The sequence below is a fragment of the Psychrobacter sp. W2-37-MNA-CIBAN-0211 genome, from assembly GCF_040309405.1.
Classification (GTDB): Bacteria; Pseudomonadota; Gammaproteobacteria; order Pseudomonadales; family Moraxellaceae; genus Psychrobacter; species Psychrobacter glaciei.
In genome coordinates, this window is the sequence record NZ_JBEOOU010000003.1 from 288,014 (window position 1) to 304,544 (window position 16,531).

General features: G+C 43.3%; 13 protein-coding genes. 8 read left to right on the forward strand and 5 right to left on the reverse strand.

Annotation, left to right across the window (positions count from 1 at the left end; all coding sequences use genetic code 11):
* Window positions 1–16: 16 nt before the first annotated feature.
* The 6 genes from AAEY72_RS05845 (at window position 17) to AAEY72_RS05870 (ending at window position 6,612) form a co-directional block, all read left to right on the forward strand.
* Window positions 17–1,183: a DUF2157 domain-containing protein gene (locus AAEY72_RS05845; RefSeq protein ID WP_352309800.1), complete on the forward strand. Its 1,167-nt coding sequence runs from the start codon at window positions 17–19 to the stop codon at window positions 1,181–1,183.
* Complete coding sequence (locus tag AAEY72_RS05850; protein WP_352309802.1) at window positions 1,180–2,361, forward strand: DUF4401 domain-containing protein; 1,182 nt, start codon at window positions 1,180–1,182, stop codon at window positions 2,359–2,361. Before AAEY72_RS05845 ends, AAEY72_RS05850 begins: the two co-directional genes overlap by 4 nt.
* On the forward strand, window positions 2,358–2,990 hold the full coding sequence (locus AAEY72_RS05855; protein WP_352309804.1) for a GDYXXLXY domain-containing protein: 633 nt from the start codon (window positions 2,358–2,360) through the stop codon (window positions 2,988–2,990). The genes AAEY72_RS05850 and AAEY72_RS05855 overlap by 4 nt, the downstream gene beginning before the upstream one ends.
* A gap of 317 nt (window positions 2,991–3,307) precedes the next feature.
* On the forward strand, window positions 3,308–4,285 hold the full coding sequence (locus AAEY72_RS05860) for a zinc-binding dehydrogenase (protein ID WP_352309805.1): 978 nt from the start codon (window positions 3,308–3,310) through the stop codon (window positions 4,283–4,285).
* Window positions 4,286–4,560: 275 nt separating this feature from the next.
* On the forward strand, window positions 4,561–5,541 hold the full coding sequence (locus tag AAEY72_RS05865) for a zinc-binding dehydrogenase (protein ID WP_352309806.1): 981 nt from the start codon (window positions 4,561–4,563) through the stop codon (window positions 5,539–5,541).
* A gap of 66 nt (window positions 5,542–5,607) precedes the next feature.
* Window positions 5,608–6,612, forward strand: coding sequence for a YhdH/YhfP family quinone oxidoreductase (locus AAEY72_RS05870; protein WP_352309807.1), 1,005 nt, complete (start codon window positions 5,608–5,610; stop codon window positions 6,610–6,612).
* Between the two features lie 74 nt (window positions 6,613–6,686).
* Here AAEY72_RS05870 and AAEY72_RS05875 read toward each other — a convergent pair whose 3' ends face one another.
* The 5 genes from AAEY72_RS05875 to guaA form a co-directional block, all read right to left on the reverse strand.
* Window positions 6,687–7,289 carry a hypothetical protein gene (locus AAEY72_RS05875; RefSeq protein WP_010197577.1) on the reverse strand — a complete coding sequence of 201 codons (603 nt, stop codon included), beginning with the start codon at window positions 7,287–7,289 and terminating at the stop codon, window positions 6,687–6,689.
* A gap of 86 nt (window positions 7,290–7,375) precedes the next feature.
* Window positions 7,376–8,512 (reverse strand): SH3 domain-containing protein, encoded by a 1,137-nt coding sequence (locus AAEY72_RS05880; RefSeq protein WP_352309808.1) that lies wholly within the window; start codon window positions 8,510–8,512, stop codon window positions 7,376–7,378.
* Window positions 8,513–8,704: 192 nt separating this feature from the next.
* The gene (locus AAEY72_RS05885) at window positions 8,705–9,517 is read right to left on the reverse strand and encodes a hypothetical protein (protein ID WP_352309809.1); all 813 of its coding nucleotides are present in this window, start codon (window positions 9,515–9,517) and stop codon (window positions 8,705–8,707) included.
* 45 nt (window positions 9,518–9,562) lie between these two features.
* Window positions 9,563–10,249, reverse strand: coding sequence for a DUF2628 domain-containing protein (locus AAEY72_RS05890; RefSeq protein ID WP_352309810.1), 687 nt, complete (start codon window positions 10,247–10,249; stop codon window positions 9,563–9,565).
* A 315-nt stretch (window positions 10,250–10,564) separates the two neighbouring features.
* Complete coding sequence (guaA, locus tag AAEY72_RS05895) at window positions 10,565–12,169, reverse strand: glutamine-hydrolyzing GMP synthase (protein WP_352309812.1); 1,605 nt, start codon at window positions 12,167–12,169, stop codon at window positions 10,565–10,567.
* A gap of 729 nt (window positions 12,170–12,898) precedes the next feature.
* Between guaA and AAEY72_RS05900 the strand changes: the two genes are divergently transcribed.
* Both AAEY72_RS05900 and AAEY72_RS05905 read left to right on the forward strand, forming a co-directional pair.
* The gene (locus AAEY72_RS05900) at window positions 12,899–14,659 is read left to right on the forward strand and encodes an FAD-binding oxidoreductase (RefSeq protein WP_352309813.1); all 1,761 of its coding nucleotides are present in this window, start codon (window positions 12,899–12,901) and stop codon (window positions 14,657–14,659) included.
* Window positions 14,660–14,831: 172 nt separating this feature from the next.
* Window positions 14,832–16,490 carry a glycerol-3-phosphate dehydrogenase/oxidase gene (locus AAEY72_RS05905; protein ID WP_352309815.1) on the forward strand — a complete coding sequence of 553 codons (1,659 nt, stop codon included), beginning with the start codon at window positions 14,832–14,834 and terminating at the stop codon, window positions 16,488–16,490.
* Window positions 16,491–16,531: the final 41 nt, after the last annotated feature.

Sequence of the window (16,531 nt, forward strand, 5' to 3'; positions counted from 1 at the left end):
TTATATAGAGGGCGCTATGACTCAATCAAGGCGTACAATCGAGCAGTTGCTTAACCAAGGTACACTTCCTATAGAAAAGGCAGATACCGCAGCACTACTTTTAGACGTTTATCCCAGTAAGCGCACATGGCTGCAATTTTTTGATAAAGCGCTTTTGATTGTCGGTGGGGTAGCGTTGGTACTTTCGCTGGTTTTCTTTATCGCCTATAACTGGCTATACATGGGCAAAATGGGTAAATTCGCCTTAGTCGAAGGCGCTTTAACCATTACTATCGCGCTTTATGTAGCGCTGTCTTTTCGTCAGCGCTTTGCCTTTATTCGCCAACTATTATTGCTCATTGCCAGCATAATCACCGGTAGTTTATTGGCGCTGTTTGGGCAGGTCTATCAGACCGGTGCGGATACGTGGCAGCTATTCTTTGGCTGGGCAGTATTAATTTTGCCGTGGGTCATCATCGCCCGTTTCCCTGCGCTGTGGCTGCTGTGGCTTGGGCTCATTAATACTGTCACTTTGTTTTATATCGATATGTCATTGTTTTTTGGCATAGATTACTATTACCAAGACTTTTGGCAATTCACCGTAATCACAGTTATTAATGTTATCGCTTTTTATTTATGGCTGATCTGCTTTGAAGACAAACGTGATTCAGGGCTTTCTAATTTAAAGACATCTAATTTAAGCCTTTCTAATTTAAGCCTTTCTGACTTGAGCCTTTCTAGCGTTACTGCTGATATTACTACCAATAGCAAATTCAATTCTTCAACCACTCTCCATACTGCCGCCAAATCCAGCCTACATTGGAGTACCTATGTCGTCGGTATACTCAGTACGTATACCATCACTTATCTAACGATAAGCACTTTTTTTGATAATAAAAATATTCTGCTGTTCTTAGTCGCGATTTCTTTATGGCTAGGTTGGTGTGTGTTTATGCATTGGCGGTTCCGCAAGCGTACGACTGATTTGCTGATGTTGACTTACTTGTCAGGCTCAGTGATTGCGATTGTTGTCTTTATTTTAGGCAAAGCACTGCTGAGCAATTTTGACGCTGGCGGTTTCTTATTATTAGGGCTGGTACTGATCGGTATGAGCTCCTATGCCGTCGTCTGGCTACGCAAAGTTGCGCGTCTTAAAAACGAGAAAAATTTGCCCCATACCACCGTTAAAGGGGAGCAATTATGACCAATGATATGAACGATGAGCAACGTCGTCGCCTTTTGCTATTACAACAGCACGGATTTATTAACAAGCAAAATGGGAACGATAGCTTGTTAAACCAAACTGAATCTGAAGAGCATACCCCTTGGTTTATCAACATCCTTTTTGGTTTTAGTGGGATATTTGCCAGCTTATTATTCATTGGATTTTTGACGTTAATATTATTTGAGACTGAGATTTTTGACAGTATCATTGGAGTATTGGTTACTGGCGGCATATTGAGCGCTATTGGCTGGTCTTTATTTTATAACGCGCATTTACGTCATAGCCCATTTTGGAACAGCTTAGCCTTTGCGATTACTATCGCTGGTCAAGGTTATATTGCCTTTGCCTTATTGACTAATGAGATTGAACAGCCCGTAAATTTAATCATCTTGCTATTTATACAGCTGTTCATGACCATCGTCACGCCCAATTCTATTTACCGCCTATTAAGCGCTATGGTAGCGCTGGGCTGTGTCATCTATCTACTCAACTTCTATCACCTGCCCGAGTTAAGCTTAGGGCTGCTGGCGCTTATGACTGCCGTTGCCAACTTACAACGCTATTCAATATTACAGCGAATCCCTATTAAATGGCGGCTGGCGGCCTTTGATATTAGCAAAGCGCTCTCCTACGCCAGCGCTTTGATGTTGCTCAGCATTTCGGTCTACTTTATCGCGGCTGAATATGGAGGCGGCTTTGATAGCCTTGATAATTATGGTGAGACCTTTAACTATAACTACTACCTCGCACAAGGGTTACTAACGCTTGCCAGCCTTTATGCTGCTTTGCTTATCCTCAAGCGCTATCAAGTCAAACTGCTATCAGCGGCTGGATTCATCATTGTTTTCGCCATTGCTATATTGGGTATTATGTCTATCTATGTCTCAGGATTGCTGACGACCAGCCTTATCATCGTCATCGCGGTTGCCAACAGTCAGCGCGTGCTATTAGGGCTAGGTATTACAGCATTAGTCGGCTATATCTTTTGGTATTACTATCAGCTCGATACCTCTTTATTGGTCAAATCCGCCTCTATGCTAAGCATCGGTATCGGCTTACTACTGATGCGTTGGTTACTCATAAAACGTTATTTTGCGATTAGCAAAGGGAGTGGCGAAGCACTGACAGTGGCTAACGAGAAGGAGCGCTTGTCATGAATAGGATAAATGATCCATTGCTGGGGAAAAAGTCTGTAGCCAAGCCGCTACCATGGTGGCAAAAGCGTACATTTACTATCAGCGTTGCGCTACTGGGTTTGACAATAATATTAGCCATAATGACAGTGAATGTCGCAAAATTTGAGACCCATTTGGCTACTGGTGATACCGTGCTATTAGAGCTTGCACCCGTTGATCCGCGCGGCTTTATGCAAGGCGACTATATGACCTTAAGCTATGCGTTAGAGCGTGATGTGTTTGACCAATTAAACGAGAGACTTCCAGAAAATGAATACTATATTGATGCTAGTGAAGGCTACGTCATCGTCACTTTAGATGAAAATAACGTCGGTACATTCAGCCGTTTAGTCGATACTAAGCCTAACCATCTAGCATCGAATGAAATAGCGCTTCATTATCGCGTGCGCAATAACAAATTGAAGCTGGCGACCAACGCTTTTTTCTTTCAAGAAGGTCATGCTGAAGCGTTTGAGATGGCAGAGTATGGATTGTTTCGCGTGAATGATAAGGGCGAGCCGCTACTCACAGATATGGTTGATGGAGCATTTAAAATGATTGAGCCTGAAGTTAAGAGTGTTGAAAATAAGGCAATACAAAATAATCCTTAAGATTAGGGTGTGTTGAACATTCAAATAAGAGCAAGCAACAACATCACTTAACCAAAGTAATATTGAGGTACTTAAGCATCCCTTGTTACTGTAGATCTTGGCTTATGACTAGGGCGCGTCCTCGTTTTTAATATGAGGACATGCCCTAGCAGCCATGACCAATCCCTATACATAATCAAAAAATATAGTTGATTCAACATAATTTGGATACAAGAAAGGCGAGTGAAAGTACTACAAGTAGTAGACTAAGCGAGCCTGACGCTGTATCTGATTTATATAGGATTGACTACACTCAAAAATAAATAAAGGAATACCTTATGCGTAGTGCAACTTATAACGAATTTGGCAAACCAACAGAAGTCCTCAGTTTAGGCGACAGTCCTACTCCAGAACCCAAAGCCAATGAGGTACGCGTTAAAACTACCCTCGCCTCTATTCACAACCATGATCTGCTCACTATTCGCGGTCAATACGGATTCAAGCCAGAATTGCCAGCGATTGGTGGCTCTGAGGCAGTTGGTATCATCGATGCGGTTGGCAGTGAAGTCAAAGACTTAAAAGTCGGACAGCGCGTGGCAGCAGCAAGCGTACAAGCGACGTGGGCGGAATACTTCGTAGCGTCAGCCGATATGATATTTCCTGTACCCGACAGTCTGAACAATGAGATGGCCGCGCAACTTATCGCGATGCCGCTGAGCGCTCTAATGATGATCGAATTCCTAGAATTACAACCGGGTCAATGGGTCATCCATAACGCTGCTAATGGCGCAGTCGGCAAGTCGCTTGCGATGCTGGCAGCGGCGCGCGGTATCAAAACCATTAACGTGGTGCGCAGTAGTGACGCAATAAAAGAATTGGAAGCGTTGGGGATCAAAAACAATATCAACACCTCAGATGAAGACTGGCAGGATCAAGTCCGTCATATCGTCGGTGATGAGGCCATCAGTGCAGCGGTTGATTCCGTCGGCGGAGAGAACAGTGGCGAGCTATTATCCTTGCTGGGTCATTATGGTACTTTGGCCTCTTTTGGTCTGATGTCAGGTAAGCCCATGGCCATCAATCCTACTGATATGATTTTTAAACAAGCCATAATGAAAGGCTTTTGGGGCAGCAAGCTCAGCCAAGAGATGAGCGTGAAGCATAAGCAGCGCCTAGTGAATGAGCTCATTGAACGGGCAGTCGATGGCAAATTAAAGCTATCGGTCGAAGCCACTTTTGATTTGGCTGATATCACCAAAGCGGTCGATGGCGAATTGCAGTCGGGTAAAAAAGGTAAAGTACTGCTAAAGCCTTAAACTGTCGTTAACTTGTCATTTAGCCAGCCTTACTTTTATTGATAATGGCAGCGTTCTTTACAGTGAGAGCGCTGTCATTTTTTATAGCAGTTTTTTATAGCTTACCGCTTATAACTTACCTAGTAGTATATTGATAAACAGCGGGCAACGTTCATTTACCAAAGTCAGGTTGCGGGTATCAAGCCCTACTTGTTAAGGTTGATGAGTGATTAATCACCATCATTTAAAGATTAATAATTAACGATAGCTATCTAACAATAAAAAAGGATATAAGTATGCGCAGCGTAACCTACAACGAATTTGGCAAACCGTCAGACGTACTAACGATCACTGACAGCCCAATGCCAGAGCCAAAGGACAACGAGGTCCGTATCAAAACCATTCTTTCCTCCATCCATAACCACGACCTCATCACTATCCAAGGCCAATATGGCACCAAGCCAAAACTGCCCGCTCTTGCTGGTAGCGAAGCCGTGGGTACTATTGATGCTATCGGCACTAGCGTCAAAGGTATGCAAGCGGGTCAACGTGTGGTGGTCACCGGTGTCGAAGGCACATGGGCCGAGTACTTCACCGCACCTGCCAGCAGCGTCATCCCTATACCAGACGCCATCGATGATGAAATGGCCGCGCAGCTTATTGCCATGCCAATGAGCGCCTTGATGCTCATTGAGTTTTTAGAACTAGAGAAAGGCCAATGGGTCATCCAAAATGCCGCTAATGGCGCAGTTGGTGAATCGCTTGCGATGCTAGCCGCTGAGCGCGGTATCAATACCATCAACGTCGTGCGTAGTAAAGAGTCAGCAAATGAGCTGACTGAGATTGGTATTACTGAAAACAACGTGGTGAGCGATGACGACGACTGGAAAGATCAAGTCCGTCAAATTATCGGCGATGCAAAAATCAGCGGTGCGGTCGACTCTGTCGGCGGTCAGTCTGGTGGTGACTTAGTAAGCTTGCTCGGTCATGGCGGCATCATGGCAGCAGTGGGTGCGATGTCTGGTCAGCCGCTCGCGCTAAACCCGACTCATCTCATCTTTAAGCAAGCGACACTCAAAGGGTTTTGGGGCGGTGCGATGATGCAAAAGATGGATGCAGATAATAAAAGCCGCTTAATAAAAGAGCTTATCGAGCGCGCCGCTAGCGGTAAGTTAAAGCTACCAACAGGCGGCATTCATACGCTGGACAATATTAAAGACGCGGTATCTGGCAAGGTACAATCTGGCAAAAAAGGCAAAATATTGTTAAAACCATAAGCGGCTCGTTTGAGATACTCGTTCAAAGCGCATTCAATACAAAAGCAATAAAATAGGAATAATAACATGTCTAATAATAAAAATTTTAAAGCCTTAGTAGTCGAAGAAACCAGCGACGGCAAGTTCAATAAAAGTATCCAAACGCGTAATATCAGCGATTTGCCTGAGAACGATCTGTTGATCGAGGTGCATTACTCATCGTTAAATTTCAAAGATGCGATGTCAGCATCAGGTAATAAGAGAATCACCCAAAACTATCCGCACACACCCGGTATCGATGCGGCAGGCGTCGTGGTCAGTGATAAGTCTGGCACCTTTAAAGAGGGGCAAGAGGTCGTGGTCTTCGGCTATGATCTCGGTATGGATACCGATGGTGGTCTTGGTCAAATGATTTCTATCCCTGCCGATTGGGCGCTCCCCTGCCCGTCGTCGCTGACACTAAAAGAAGCGATGATTTACGGTACGGGCGGTCTCACCGCAGCGTTAAGTGTGCAAAAGTTAGAAAAAATGGGCGCAAAACCAAGCGATGGTCCAGTCGCTGTCACAGGCGCAACGGGCGGCGTGGGCAGCATCAGTATTGCGATATTGAAGCAGTTGGGCTACGAGGTCATTGCCTTCTCAGGTAAGCCAGAGCAAAGCGAACATTTAAAAGCATTGGGCGCGAGCGAAGTGCGTCATCGCGATACCATCAATGAAATCGGTAACAAACCTATTGGTCGTGAACTATGGGCGAACGCTATCGATACGATAGGCGGCGATTACTTAGCCAACTTACTCAAACAAACCAAAGCAGGCGGCGCAGTGACTAGCTGTGGGTTGGCGGGCGGTGCTGAGTTTACGATGACGGTCATGCCATTTATCACGCGCGCAGTATCCCTACTCGGTATCGATTCGGTCTATATTCCATTAGACGATAAAAAGGCTATTTGGCAGCGTGTTTCAACCGATATGAAACTGCCTAATTTAGAGAGCTATGGCGAAGAGATTACGCTTGAACAAACACCTGAATACTTAGATCGCTTTATGGCGAGCAAGACGGTTGGGCGTTATGTAGTGAATGTGAAGGGTTAGGTTTTTAAGAGCTAGTTTTATACATAAAAGGCAGCATCTCTTTTGAGGTGCTGCTTTTTTTATTTTTTAAAAGATTATTGTTTGATATCGAATACAATGTTTTTAACGTCAAATTCGTTACAGTTAATTCTTGGCGTCTCTAATCCTTCAATATTATAGAAATTGGACATTAGCTTTATTGCACTAGCAAAATTATCTTGAGTCGGCTCTAGTATTTCAGAGTAAATAGATAGTTTGTCTAATTTAAGGGTGGTACTCAATGTTCTAACCACTGAGTCTTGAACATTCGAATGCAAATATTGAATATTATAATCAATGGTGATTGCTATATAACCGTTGTCTATCTTTCCAAAAGTCAGCTTTGACACAGATACAGGATGATGTGTCCATAATATATAAACTGAAGCATCGATATAATTTTTCTCAGGATAAATTCGAAAATCAAAAGCTCTATTTTCGAGTTCCTTTAGATCATTGATATTAAAGCTTATGAAGTCTAGAATCAAAGAAGTATCAGTAACTTCATTTTCGATCTCGAACGTTTCTAGCTCAACTTCTATACTATAAAATAGTGTCATAGGAATGTTGACATGGTCATTCTCAAATATTAAACCATCTATTTTTCCACCTTTTGGTATGATTAGATCGTAGTTAAACGTTTCGTTTTCATTAGTCATTAAATAGTCCTATACATACCAAATAGATTTTGCGTTCATTTGCGTTCATAAAGTAGATTTTAAAAACTAATTTTTCTATAACTAATTTACTTAAAATAAGTCGTATAACGTCTCAAAACCCAACCCTGCTCTAGTTCACCGTCAATTTCAACTTCTACTAACAGCCAAGATTTATCTGACTTATCCATAACTCTCACTATAGTCCCAATAGGGATAGTATCAACTATCGTTGAATTCTTACCCAAGTTATCACGAAAATTTAAAGTATTTACTGTTGTAACTCGATGTCCTTTTAGCGCTCGTCGGTCAACTAAGGGAAGAGGTGATCTAATAAAAGACTTTATCTCTCTAGAAGTCTCTAAATTTTTTGATTCTTCTTGGAACTGCTGAATATAATTAACGCTTACGCTACTAGCCATACCAATTATGTACTGTAATAAGATGACGGTGCAGATGAAATGTAAAATCTTTTTAGCTTTCTCTGAATATAAACTAAAATCTTTGCCTGACTCTATTTCATCGCTTAAGTCGGAATCAATTTCAGAAATTGGCTTGCTAGAAAAATTAGTTATGTCTTCTTGCGTCAAATTAGTACTTATGACCTCTTCAAACTGAACGTCATTTAGTCTAAATACTGATTGGAAGGACTCAAAGTTGCGTAACGAATCAAACTGCTCAAAAAGACTTGAATATTCTGATGAGAATGAATTAGCCAAAGCTACTTGAGCTTGTAGCTCTCTTACAAGTTTAAAAGATTCGCTTGCTTCAAATGAGGTACGCACTGCATCAAAAGTGCTTCTATATGGTTCTAACGAATCCCTGATTAGATTTACTGATGACATCATATTTTCATATACACTAGTTCCTCCTGTACTTTGTATCAGGCTCTCTCTCACAGACATGAGACTATTATTGTAGGCACCCATCCCCTTTTTCATTTCAAGAAAATTATCTTGCACGGCCATTGCTTCTGGAACTCTCAACTGAGCATTCATTGCTACTGCAATATGGTCTACAACACTGCTGGAAGCCAAATCTACTGGTTGAACAGCTTTTCTTGCAATATTTACAGCTGGGTTAAGATGCTCATACTGGTTTGCTATCTCTTGTATACTGTTTAATTTTTCAAGCTGGTAGGATAACGGGTTCATTTGACTCTGAACTTTATCAAACATTTCTAACATCGATGGTAGTTTGTATTCTTTTCTAGGTTCTTCATCCATTTCCAAATTCCTTTTATTGAACCGTTTTTAATTGTCCAAAATCAATTTTAAAGATAGCATAATAGTTAGTGAGACAGAGCACTAACCTTTACTTGTCTTCTACTTCTTTGGGTAATAAAAAAAACACCCAACCAAGTTGAGTGTTTTTATTGCCATATTGAGCTGACATGACCATCCTAACCCAATCAACACTTAGCCACACGCCCAGTCAAACTGATCGTTCAGCAAATCAATTTGCCCATTACCACCACCCATATTGGCATCGCCAAACTCTTCTTCAAACTCAATATAAAAAGGGCTAAATTCTGGCATACCCTGAATGGGATTAGCTGTACCACCAAAATGACTTTTTGCATGAAACCTATCAAGCTTTAATATCTCACCTTTTTCAGAGAACATCGGAATATAAGTATTCTCATCACCTTCATCTGGCCACTCATCAAGCATTTTTCCGACATTAGGATCATCTATTCGGACAACGTGCTGAATAAACTGAGCAGGTGCATCTTTGACAAAGCAAGTGCTACTCCACTCTTCTACTTCATAGCTTAGACATATAGTATTTTCTTTATTGGGCATCGGTGTGGACCCACCAGAGAACTCTGCTTCCGTTAGCCAAATCAATGCCCAGCCACCACCAATAATATCTTCCAGATAAGTTTCTTGACGATGACGATGGTTAGCATAATTACTCAATGATGCCCAAAAATCTTCAGCGTCTATATTATTCATCTCAGTGAGGTTAGTAATCATGTCCTCGACACCACCAACCCTATCTTCAAAGGCATCATCCGCTTGAAAAAAAGAGATTCCCACTAGATCTTTCCCTTTTACACGATACGCTTCAGGCACTAATATCGTCCATAAGTGCGCCATCGGTAGACCGTTAATCCTGCTTCGCGGCCATTGATCCGTGGTGATGCCGACTGGGCGACCAAAAGCCCAACCTTGCCCATGATCTTTATCCGTTAGTTCCAAATCATATGCTTGTTTTAATGGTTCCATCACTCTTACCTCGCCTCCTTAGATCAACCTTATTTATTAGAAGTACTACACTATCCAGTACCACTCAGGCGCGAGTAAGTAGGTTATACCGCCCGAAAGTAATATAAGTAAGAGAGTAACACCGATTGAACCAATCCACGACGTGCCACCTTGCTTGGCTAATTGTTCATTAATTACAGCCGAATCTGTATAAGTATCCGTAATTTTTTTGATTTTTTTAACACTGTGATTAAGATAAAAGTAATTACCCATAACGCCAGCAAAGCCTGCCCATACACCTATGAAAAGGGATTGGCCTAACATACTGTACTTTTCCATACCAAGCAAATACATCAAAACCAGATCAATGACGGTTATACCCATTATGATTAAAAAGGCAGCTAGATACATTTTTCGATAGCAAAACCAAAACGAGCCTAAGAAAAACCCCGCTAAATTGAAGCTTTGAAAATTAAATTTTTTATTGTCAGTATTTAAAGTAGGCTCATGGTTTTTAAACCATTTGTCACGATAAAAACTGTCATACTTTTCACCAACAAAAGCTGCCAGTGAAGTATCAGCTGTCTGAGAGTCAGATGATGGTGTGTTTTGCATGCTTTGCGCATCTTTAGAAATATTGACCGCTGTTAACGGTGGTGGTGTTTGTCCTTGAATGTCAGACAGATTGTGTCCACAGTTTGAACACAAAACTGCTTCATTTGAGTTTTCTTGACCACAGTTATTACAAAGCATCTTATCCCTTAGTTTTACTGAACGGTTTGTAGTTTTATCTCAACTTCAACGATAAATAAAACCGATTAAAGTCGATCATATTATAGACAATAAAGACAAATGTTCAATAAAAAACTGGGGTATTTGCAACTATCTGATGATTTTGAGCAATAAAAAACACCCAACCAAGTTGAGTGTTTTTTTATTGACGACAAGCTGTATATCAATTCAAAACATTTGAGTAGCGAGGAAAACAAGTGATAGCACTACATCAAGTAGGCTGAACGAGTTTGACGACGCTAATCAGATTTTTAGTTTGATAGCTTTTATTAAGTGTTACTCCCACTCAATCGTTGCAGGCGGCTTACTCGACACATCATAAGTCACGCGTGATACTTCAGCGATCTCATTCATGATACGGTTCGATACCGTCTCAATCAAATCATATGGCAGATGTGCAAAGCGAGCCGTCATAAAGTCCACGGTCTCAACAGCACGTAGCGCAATGACCCACGCGTAGCGGCGGCCATCACCGACCACACCAACTGATTTGATGGGTTGGAATACGGCAAATGCTTGTGCAGTCTTATCGTACCAACCTGATTTTTCTAGCTCTGCCATGAATATCGCATCAGCTTGACGCAAGATATCCGCATATTCTTTGGTGACTTCACCAAGGATACGCACGCCCAAACCTGGACCAGGGAACGGATGACGATAGACCATTTTGGCTGGCAGACCCAAAGTAACACCCAGTTTGCGGACTTCATCTTTGAACAAATCACGTAACGGCTCAATCAGCTTAAATGCCAAGTCATCTGGCAAACCGCCAACGTTATGATGGCTCTTAATCACATGTGCTTTGCCTTGATGCGATTTGGCAGATTCGATCACGTCAGGATAAATCGTACCCTGCGCTAAGAACTCAACCACTTTACCATCGCTCTGCTCGCTCACTTGACGTGCGCTCTCAGCGAATACATCGATAAAGGTTTTACCAATGATTTTGCGTTTCTTCTCTGGATCAGACTCACCTGCTAGCGCATTTAAGAATAAATCTTCTGCATCGACACGAATGACTTTAACACCCATGTTTTCTGCAAAGATTTGCATCACTTGGTCGCCTTCGTTCAGACGCAAGAGGCCATTATCGACAAATACACAAGTCAGCTGATCGCCAATGGCTTTGTGCAATAACGCAGCGACCACTGAACTATCGACACCGCCTGACAGACCTAGCAAGACTTGCTTATCACCGATTTGCTCTTTTAACTGGGCGATACGCATATCAGCGATATTGTCTGGCGTCCAATCGCCTGCACAGTCGCAGATTTGATGCACGAATCGACCAAGCAGCGCTTGACCTTGTAGGGTATGGGTCACTTCAGGATGGAACTGTAGACCATAATAATGCTTGCTGTCATCGGCCATAATCGCAATTGGACAGCTTGGCGTACTGGCGATGATATCGAAACCTTGTGGCGCTTCAATCACCTTATCACCATGACTCATCCACACATTGAGCGTGCCAGCAGCATCTTCGATACCATCGATCAAGGTCGAGGTACCATTGATGTTGATAGTCGCCGCGCCAAATTCATGGATATCACTGGCATGAACCTGCCCGCCAAAACGATCTGCCATCGCTTGCATGCCATAGCAAATACCCAAAACCGGTACGCCCAAGTCAAACACGGCATCGTTGATACGCGGGCTATTTTCTGCGTGTACGCTTTCAGGGCCGCCTGACAAGATAACGCCTTTGGCACCAAAATCGGTAATGCGCTGGGTATCGATATCAAAAGGTAGCATCTCACAAAACACCCCAGAATCGCGCACACGGCGGGCGATAAGTTGGCTATATTGCGAGCCAAAATCGAGAATAAGAATGCGGTCTTGCTTGATAGTCGGTATTGCAGAAGTGTCAGCGGCAGTGGTCATAAATCGATGTCCATCAATAAATAAATTGGTAGCCTATTTTAACAAGTTTGAGCACATTAATGGCTATTAGATGATTAATTATTGACGATTTCTGCTAGTTATTAATAGCGATGGCCCGTTATTAGCAAATATTGACGATTATTTGAATGACAGAAAGCAAGCGTGGAAAAAAAAGAGACAGCAAGGTTGATAAATAGCTCTTGATAAATAGCTAGGTGGAGATATGATTTATATTCGAGCAAGCTTTAATCATACGATTATTTAACAAAAATTATAAATTTTTATTATACAAATGACGAGTACGTATAAACGTTTTGTTCATATTGTGATATGCTGAAATAGTAAGCAGTTTAACGTTAGCACGGTAGATGTATAGTGAATCCAAAATAATATCAATGCATATCAATATAAAGCAACCGAGTTCAAGCTATACATTAGTGTGGTCAGCGAGGTTGATGTTGCAGTGAGTTTATAGTGGATTCATATGAGTAAGCAGTAGCATCGCTAGCTGTCGCTCACTATGTGCCGTTAAGCGATCGTTACATTGGCTCTAATAATTAACACCAGATCTCAATCCAAACCTAAATAAAAAGTGATAGTCGGTTCAAGATAATTTGGATACAAGGAAGACGAGTGAAGTGTCTACAGGATAGTAGACTGAGCGCGCCTGACCTCGCATCCGATTTATATAGGATTTGACTATATAATAAATCGAAAGGCTAACTCTCTATGAGCAAAATCAAATCCCTTATCCGTAAAAGTCCTAAATCTGACCAGTCTGAACCTATCGCCGTAAATTCTGATAATAAAAATATCGATAACGTCAGTGTAGATAGCGTCTCAAAAGATAATACCTCCTTAAATACCCCCATCGAAAAAACGCGCTGGAATGGTTGGGGCAATGTCAGTATCAATAAAAAAGTCTCGCCACATGGCGCAAAACTGATCAAATCACACATCGGCAAAACCAATAAGCTAAAATCTGTGAGCTTGCAACAAGTGCTCAAAACTGTGCCCAAATCGCGCTTGCCTACTGCCCTTACCAATCTTGATACGGTGTCGGTCGATCAAGAGGTCAGGCTCAGACATGCGCGTGGGCAAAGCTTTCCCGATTGGATCGCTATGCACGGTGGCAATTTTGAAGTATTTCCTGATGGTGTCGCTTTCCCTGAATCGACTGATGATGTCGAAACCTTATTAAAGCTTGCCAGCGAGCACGACCTTATCGTCATTCCGTTTGGCGGCGGTACGTCAGTCGTCGGTCACATCAATCCACAAAAAGGCTCGCGTGCCGTATTAACTATCGCCATGAGCAAGATGGATCAGCTGATTGATTTGGATAATGAGAGTCAAATCGCGACTTTTGGTGCGGGTACGCAAGGGCCTGCGGTTGAGGCACAATTGGACGAGCACGGTTACCGTCTAGGACATTATCCGCAGTCTTGGGAGCTGTCAACCCTTGGCGGTTGGATCGCCGCGCGCTCCAGTGGTCAGCAGTCGTTGGGCTACGGGCGCATCGAGCAAATGTTTGCGGGCGGTACGCTAGTTACCCCACAAGGTGTGCTAAATATCGCTGATATTCCGGCGTCATCGGCAGGGCCTGATTTGCGTGAGATGATGATGGGCACCGAAGGTCGTGCTGGCATCTTTACGACAGTCAAAATGCGCGTACAGTCACAACCAGAAGAAGAGCTATTCAAAGTTGCTTTTTTACCCAATTGGGCAGCAGGTAAAGCCGTATTAAAACAAGCGGTGCAAAGTAATATCCGTCTGTCTATGCTACGTCTAAGTAATGCGGTTGAGACTGACGCTCACTTACATCTGGGCACTACGCCTAGTCAATTTTTAGCGATCAGCACTTACCTAAAAGCGCGCGGACTCAGCTCAGATAAAGTCATGCTGACTTATGGCGTCTCAGGTGACAAAGCACAGAATAAATTGGCACTTACCCAGTTTAAAAAACTACTAAAGCAGCACGGTAGTGTCACGGGTAAGCTGACCGATATCATGGGCAATATCTGGGCACACGGGCGTTTTAAGTTTCCTTATTTGCGTGGTACGTTGTGGGAAAAAGGCATCATGGTCGATACCTTTGAGACCGCGACCAACTGGATTAATATCGATGAGCAAATGGCGCAGATGCAGGATGCGGTGAAAACTTCATTAGCAGATGAAGGCGAAGAAGTGATGGCCTTTACTCATATCTCGCACGTTTATAAACAAGGTGCCAGTCTTTATACCACTTACTTCTTTAGAGCGGCAAAAGATCACGCTGCTACCTTAAAACGCTGGCAAAAAATCAAACATGCCGCCAGTGTTAGTTTGGCTAATGGTACAGCCACGATATCGCATCAGCATGGCGTTGGTCGTGATCACGCCCCTTATCTTGGCGCTGAAAAAGGCGCGCTTGGCCTACAAGTCACCAGTGATATGATTAAAAGCTTAGATCCTGAACAACGTATGAATCCGGGCGTTTTACTTGAAAAGTGATTGCTTAAAAAGAGGAACGATAAGTGCTATAGCAATATTTTTTACGCAGCCTCTATCTGGCGAAGCGCACAGCATGCAAGAAAAAACTATTGCTGTAGCACACCGTAATCATGACGCTTTTTTGTTTAAAACTGCCTATGTCATATCAATGGATAACTAAGATGAATCATCTATGAACCAAACCACACAACGTGAGCAAGCCCTAGCGCCCCTATCTCGATCACAGATTTGGGATATGCTCATTATTGGCGGCGGTATTACTGGTGCTGGGATTGCCCGCGAAGCAGCGCGGCGCGGCTTGGCGGTATTACTCATCGAGCAAAAAGACTTTGCTTGGGGCACGTCCAGCCGCTCTAGTAAAATGGTACATGGTGGGCTGCGCTATATTGCCTCGGGCGACTATAAAACGACTTTGCTTAGCGTGCGTGAACGTGAGCGCATGCTGAGTGAGGCTGGCGGCTTGGTCAACGAGATGCATTTCGTTATGCCGCATTATAAAGGCAAGTTTCCACCGCCATGGATATTTAATACTTTGCTTCGTGTCTACGATAAGCTAGCAGGCAAGCGCTATTTTACCTACTTTAAAAAGGACGCTTTTTTGCGTCTGAATCCTCATATCAAGCAAACGAATTTTTTGGGTGCCAGTCAGTTTAGTGATGCGGTGACCGATGACTCGCGGCTCGTGATGCGCGTGCTAGACGAAGCCATACATGACGGTGCACAGGCGATTAACTATTTAAAAGCTGAGACGTTACTCACTAATGAGCAGGGCTTAGTAATAGGTGCAGCGCTAAAAGATACCGCTGATTCAAATTCTATAGCTAACAACGCTCAAACTTATAACGTTCATGCCAAAGTCGTCGTCAGTGCGACGGGCGCTTGGGCAGATACGCTACGGATGCAAGCCAGCCAACAAACCGAACAAACCTTTAATAAGCAAATTCGTCCGTCTCGCGGCAGTCATTTGGTGGTTAGTCAAGAGCGTTTACCGCTTACGCAAGCCTATACCTTTTTGCATCCTATCGATAAAAGAGCAGTTTTTGTCTTCCCTTGGGAGAACCGCACTGTCCTTGGCACCACTGATTTGGATCATCCACCGTTAGGCGATGAAGAGGTCGGCATCACCAGCGAAGAGGTGGATTATCTGTTGACCGCGACCAATGATCTCTTTGATGACGTCAACCTAAACCGAGAGGATGTGATCAGCACTTGGGCAGGCGTGCGTCCGCTGATATCAGAAGGCGGCGATGGTAAGCGCGTCAGTCCGAGCAAAGAAAAACGCGACCATAGCGTGTGGCTAGATAACAACCTAGTGACCGTCAGCGGTGGGAAACTGACGACCTTTCGCCTCATTGCGCTTGATGTCCTTAAAAAGTGTCAAGAAGTGCTCGCCCTTGATGAGTCAGTTATTCAAAACAATAACCCAGACAGCGATCAAGTCTTTAGCAATCAAATCCCAACCAATCCTAAATTTACTACCTTGCCAAAACCTTTACAACAGCGCTTACAAGGGTTTTACGGCCGGCAACTTGACAGCTTGCTTGAGCTGGCACATGACGAAGACTTAGCTTACGTCAACGATAGCAATACCATTTGGGCCGAGCTTCGATTTGCCGCGCATTATGAGCAGGTTATTCATTTAGATGACTTACTATTGCGGCGCACGCGCTTAGGTTTGATACTACCGCATGGCGCGATGACGCCATTGATTAGCGCCAGACTGAAGCCAATCTGCCAAGAGGAGCTGGGCTGGGATGAGCAAAGGTGGCAGCAAGAAGCCGAGCGTTATCAACAATTATGGCAACGCTATTATCATCTGCCTGCTGCCTAATTTTTTTAAAGTTACGTTGATATTCAAGGTCAGTGCTACTG

What these genes read in the sequence shown, in the direction of transcription:
- AAEY72_RS05890 (WP_352309810.1), bottom strand. Translation starts at nt 10,249, where the DNA reads ATGCTTTGTAATAACTGTGGTCAAGAAAACTCAAATGAAGCAGTTTTG.
- AAEY72_RS05850 (WP_352309802.1), top strand. Translation starts at nt 1,180, where the DNA reads ATGACCAATGATATGAACGATGAGCAACGTCGTCGCCTTTTGCTATTA.
- AAEY72_RS05860 (WP_352309805.1), top strand. Translation starts at nt 3,308, where the DNA reads ATGCGTAGTGCAACTTATAACGAATTTGGCAAACCAACAGAAGTCCTC.
- AAEY72_RS05875 (WP_010197577.1), bottom strand. Translation starts at nt 7,289, where the DNA reads ATGACTAATGAAAACGAAACGTTTAACTACGATCTAATCATACCAAAA.
- AAEY72_RS05880 (WP_352309808.1), bottom strand. Translation starts at nt 8,512, where the DNA reads ATGGATGAAGAACCTAGAAAAGAATACAAACTACCATCGATGTTAGAA.
- AAEY72_RS05865 (WP_352309806.1), top strand. Translation starts at nt 4,561, where the DNA reads ATGCGCAGCGTAACCTACAACGAATTTGGCAAACCGTCAGACGTACTA.
- AAEY72_RS05870 (WP_352309807.1), top strand. Translation starts at nt 5,608, where the DNA reads ATGTCTAATAATAAAAATTTTAAAGCCTTAGTAGTCGAAGAAACCAGC.
- AAEY72_RS05845 (WP_352309800.1), top strand. Translation starts at nt 17, where the DNA reads ATGACTCAATCAAGGCGTACAATCGAGCAGTTGCTTAACCAAGGTACA.
- AAEY72_RS05905 (WP_352309815.1), top strand. Translation starts at nt 14,832, where the DNA reads ATGAACCAAACCACACAACGTGAGCAAGCCCTAGCGCCCCTATCTCGA.
- AAEY72_RS05885 (WP_352309809.1), bottom strand. Translation starts at nt 9,517, where the DNA reads ATGGAACCATTAAAACAAGCATATGATTTGGAACTAACGGATAAAGAT.
- guaA (WP_352309812.1), bottom strand. Translation starts at nt 12,169, where the DNA reads ATGACCACTGCCGCTGACACTTCTGCAATACCGACTATCAAGCAAGAC.
- AAEY72_RS05855 (WP_352309804.1), top strand. Translation starts at nt 2,358, where the DNA reads ATGAATAGGATAAATGATCCATTGCTGGGGAAAAAGTCTGTAGCCAAG.
- AAEY72_RS05900 (WP_352309813.1), top strand. Translation starts at nt 12,899, where the DNA reads ATGAGCAAAATCAAATCCCTTATCCGTAAAAGTCCTAAATCTGACCAG.